General features: G+C 67.0%; 6 protein-coding genes. All 6 read right to left on the bottom strand.

Going from position 1 to position 4,213, the window contains the following annotated elements; genetic code table 11:
• Nucleotides 1-35: 35 nt before the first annotated feature.
• The gene (locus FFS09_RS30255; protein ID WP_137922607.1) at nucleotides 36-404 is read right to left on the bottom strand and encodes a RidA family protein; all 369 of its coding nucleotides are present in this window, start codon (nucleotides 402-404) and stop codon (nucleotides 36-38) included.
• A 13-nt stretch (nucleotides 405-417) separates the two neighbouring features.
• Nucleotides 418-1,404 (bottom strand): Bug family tripartite tricarboxylate transporter substrate binding protein, encoded by a 987-nt coding sequence (locus FFS09_RS30260; protein WP_137922608.1) that lies wholly within the window; start codon nucleotides 1,402-1,404, stop codon nucleotides 418-420.
• Between the two features lie 66 nt (nucleotides 1,405-1,470).
• On the bottom strand, nucleotides 1,471-2,250 hold the full coding sequence (locus FFS09_RS30265; protein ID WP_137922609.1) for an SDR family oxidoreductase: 780 nt from the start codon (nucleotides 2,248-2,250) through the stop codon (nucleotides 1,471-1,473).
• 6 nt (nucleotides 2,251-2,256) lie between these two features.
• On the bottom strand, nucleotides 2,257-2,697 hold the full coding sequence (locus FFS09_RS30270) for a RidA family protein (protein WP_137922610.1): 441 nt from the start codon (nucleotides 2,695-2,697) through the stop codon (nucleotides 2,257-2,259).
• Nucleotides 2,697-3,035 (bottom strand): hypothetical protein, encoded by a 339-nt coding sequence (locus tag FFS09_RS30275; protein WP_137922611.1) that lies wholly within the window; start codon nucleotides 3,033-3,035, stop codon nucleotides 2,697-2,699. Before FFS09_RS30275 ends, FFS09_RS30270 begins: the two co-directional genes overlap by 1 nt.
• Nucleotides 3,036-3,040: 5 nt before the next feature.
• Nucleotides 3,041-4,024: a Bug family tripartite tricarboxylate transporter substrate binding protein gene (locus FFS09_RS30280; protein WP_137922612.1), complete on the bottom strand. Its 984-nt coding sequence runs from the start codon at nucleotides 4,022-4,024 to the stop codon at nucleotides 3,041-3,043.
• Nucleotides 4,025-4,213: the final 189 nt, after the last annotated feature.

The following is a 4,213-nucleotide window of genomic DNA, read 5'->3' on the forward strand; positions in this document are numbered from 1 at the left end:
CCCCCAACCCTCCCCCAGCGAGGGAGGGCGTTGTCCTACGCCACGTAGGCGACGATCTCGATCTTCATCCCAGGCACCACCAAGGCCACCCCCGCACTGGAGCGGTTCGGCCAAGGCGCTCGGAAGAACTCGCGGTACACCGCATCGATGGCCGCCATGTCGGCCACGTCGGTCATGTAGATCAGCACCTGCGCCACGTCGTCCATCGTCTTGCCGGCGCGTTCCACCGCGCGCTGCAAGTTGCTGAACGTCAGGCGCGCCTGCTGCTCGATGGTGCCGGTGGTGTCGACGCTGCCGTCTTCACGCACCGGCCCATGCGCCGTATAGAGCACGCCGCCGGCGCGCACCATCCACGAGAACGGTTGCTTGAAGGGCGGCAGGCCGACGTCGATGACTTCTTTCATAGACGCGCGAACTTCAGTCGGCCATGATCCCGGTTTCCCGGATCACCTTGCCATAGCGCTCGTTGTGGTACGCGTTGATCTTGGCCAGTGCCGGCGCTTCACCGCCCACGGGAACCAGCGCCATCGTCTGCATGCGCGCGATCACGTCGGGCATCTTGATGATTTCGTTCAAGTGGCCGTTGAGCGTGCGCACCACTTCAGGCGACATGCCTTTGGGGCCGAAGAAACCTTGCCACGCGCCCACCTCCACGTCCTTCACGCCGGCTTCGGCCAGCGTGGGCACGTTGGGTGCGAGCGACGAGCGCTGCGGGTCGGCCACCGCCACGTTCACCAGCTTGCCCTGGGCGATGTACTGCGCCACCGGGCCGAGCGTGGTGTACATCATGGGAATGTGGCCGGCCACGAGGTCGACGATGGCCGGGCCGCTGCCACGGTACGGCACCTGCGACAGCTTCACGCCGGCTGCGCGGTTGAACATCTCGCCCAGGATGTGCATGGGCGAACCGCTGCCGGGGCTGGCGTAGTTGGCGAGCTTGCCGCTCTTGCCGGCGGCCACCACGTCCTTCACGCTGTTCAGGCCCGAGCCCGCGTGGGTGACGAGGAAGAGCGACTGCGTGCCCGCCAGCATGATGGGCGTGAAGTCGGTGAGCGGGTTGTAGACCGCGCCCGTGCCGGGCTTGAGCACCAGCGGCGCGGTGGCAAAGGTGTTCGGCGTGAACAGCAGGGTGTAGCCATCGGGCGCGGCCTTGGCCACGTAGGAATTGCCGATCGTGCCGCTGGCACCGGTCTTGTTCTCCACCACCACCGGCTGGCCGACGCGGGCCGCGAGCTTTTCGGCAAAGCTGCGCGCAAGGGCATCGGTGTCACCACCGGGCGGGAACGACACGACCAGGGTGATGGCCTTGTTGGGGTAGGCCTGTGCCAGCGCGCTGCCCGTGGGCAAGGCGAGGGCGGTGGCCACAGCGGCGGTGGCGAGGATGAGGTGGCGGCGCGCGATCATGGTTTGTCTCCAATGGAGTGGTTGTGGTCTGACGGGAAAGCGGAACAGGAAGCGCAGGGAGGGGCGTCAGAAGACGCCGTTGAACGAACCACCATCGAGCAGGATGTTCTGTCCGTTGATGTAGCCGGCGTGCACGCTGCAGAGGTAGGCACAGGTGTGGCCGAGTTCGCTGGGCTGGCCCGCGCGGTGCGCGGGATGCTTGGCCATGCGCGCGGTGCGCACCTCGTCCACGGTCTTGCCTTCGCGTTTTGCCTGCGCGGCGAAGTTGCTCGCCAGGCGCGCGGTGTCGAAGGTGCCGGGCAGCAGGTTGTTGATGGTCACGCCGCGCGCCACGGTGCTGCGCGCCAGGCTGGCGACGAAGCCGGTGAGGCCGCTGCGCGCGCCGGTGGACAGGCCCAGGCCGTCCACCGGGGACTTCACCGCGCTGGAGGTGAGGTTGATGATGCGGCCGAAGCCGCGCGCCATCATGCCGTCCACCGTCGCCTTGATGAGCTCGATCGGCGCGAGCATGTTGGCGTCGATGGCGCGGTGCCAGGTCTCGCGGTCCCAGTTGCGGAAGTCGCCCGGTGCCGGGCCGCCCGCGTTGGTGACGAGGATGTCGAAGTCCGGGTGCGCGGCGAAGATGCGCGCGCGGCCTTCGTCGGACGTCACGTCGGCGGCCACGAAGTCCACCGCGCCCGCACCGTGCGCGGCCAGGCGCGCGGCGGCTTCGCGCAGGGGCTCTTCGGTGCGCGCCACGATCACGACATGCACGCCATCTTTGACGAGCGCTTCGGCGCAGGCATAGCCCAGCCCCGCGCTCGCGCCGCACACCAGTGCTTTTTTGCCGGCAATGCCCAGGTCCATGGTGGTTCAGCTTTCGGTTGAGAGGGTGACGGATTCGCGGAGATCCACGTCGAGCCTGGCCCAGGCGTCGATCTCCACGCGCAGTTCGGGGAACACGAGCGCTTTGACCGCCACGAGCGTCGAGCACGGCGTGTGTGCGCCAAAGAAGTCGCGCCGCGCGCGGCCCACGTCGTCCTTGTCCGCGATGTCGGTCAGGTAGACGACGGTCTTGGTGAGGTTGTGTTTGTGGCCACCGGCCGCGGTCACCAGCGCTTCGAGTTTCTTCAGCACGACCATCGCCTGGTCATACGCGCCCAGCGGTTCACCGCGTTGCGAAGCCTCGCGTGTGGCGGGGTGGCCGGTCATGCCGGACACCACCACTTCCTGGCCGACGCGGTAGGCGTTGGTCCAGCTGGCGGTGGGCAGGTCCGGCACCTGCGGGCACTGGATTTTTTCGGCGATCGCCATCACTGGCCTCCGGCCTTGACTCGTTCGATGATGCGTTCGCGCACCGGCACGAAATCGTAGGTCGGGTAGCACTCGGTGGTGAAGACACCCCAGGCGGAGCGCTCCAGTTCGAGGTTGACCTGGCCGAGCAGGTGCGGCGGCACTTCCAGCGTCACGATCTGGCCCAGGCCCATGGCCACGGTCCAGGACACGACGCGCGTGCCTTCCACCGGAAAACGATCCCACCACCCGCTGGCCTTCAACCTGGCCTGCACGTCGTCCAGCGTGAGACCCGCATGGTGCTTGAGCACCAGCGTGATCAGCACGTTCTCTTTCGACGGGGTGGTGGTGCCGCTCATCGCGCTCACTCCATCGTGATGTTGCGGTCCTTGATGACCTTGGCCCAGCGCGCGGTCTCGTCGCGGATGTGTTTGTCAAAGGCCAAGGTCCTGAGGTCCCAGCCGGTCATGCCCTGGGCCTTGAGCTGTTCGATCACCTGAGGTTGCGCCAGGATCTCGGCCGCGTCCTTGGCCAGTTGCGCGACCACGTCCGCCGGCGTGCCGGCAGGCGCCAGCAGGCCATACCACGACGGCACGACGATGTTGGGAATGCCGACCTCGCCCATGGTGGGGATCTCGGGCGCGGTGGGCGTGCGGGTGCTGTCCGTCAGCGCCAGGCCGATGAGCTTGCCGCTCTTGATGTGGGGCAGCACCGTGGGCAGGTTGCTGAACATCAGGGGCACGCTGCCACCCAGCAAGTCGTTGATCGCGACGTTCGATCCCTTGTAGGCGATGTGCAGGATGTCGATGTTGGCTTGCGACTTGAACAGCTCGCCGGCCAGGTGCAGGCCGCTGCCGATGCCGGGCGAGGCGTACGACAGCGAGTCGGGCTTGGCCTTGGCGCGGGCGATCAGGTCGGCCACGGTTTTGATGCCGGTGGCGGGGGTGGTCACCAGCACGTTGGGCGTCTTGGCCAGCATGGCCACGGGCACGAAGTCCTTCTGCACGTTGAACGGGAACTTCGGCATCAGCGTGGGGTTGATGGTGAGGTTGCCCGCGGGGATCACCAGCAGCGTGTGGCCGTCGGCCTTGGCCTTCTTGACCTTGTCCATGCCGATGTTGCCGGCCGCGCCGGGCGCATTGTCGACCAGGGCCGTGGTGTTGTACTGCTTGCCCAGGCCGTCGGCCAGCACGCGGGCCAGCGTGTCGATCGCGCCACCGGGTGGGAAGGGCGCGACGAGCGTGAACTTGTCGGAGGCGAGCTGTTTTTCAACGGCGGTCTGTGCATGCGCGGTGCCCAGCAGACTGAGCAGGGAGGCGAGGGCGATGAGGGTGCGACGGGTGGTCATGGTTCAGATGGCAAGGATGGTTGAAAGTGGTGCGGCGCGGGTGGACGTTCAGGACGTGGCCCACGGCATGGGGGACTCGTTGAGCCCCCAATAGAAACTCTTCTGGCTGGTGTATTCGAGAATGCCCAGGCGGCCCTTCTCCTGGCCGTAGCCGCTCATCTTCACGCCGGTGAAAGGCGTGCTGATGGA

It is taken from the genome of Hydrogenophaga sp. 2FB (genome assembly GCF_005503365.1).
In the GTDB taxonomy this organism is placed as follows: Bacteria; Pseudomonadota; Gammaproteobacteria; order Burkholderiales; family Burkholderiaceae_C; genus Hydrogenophaga.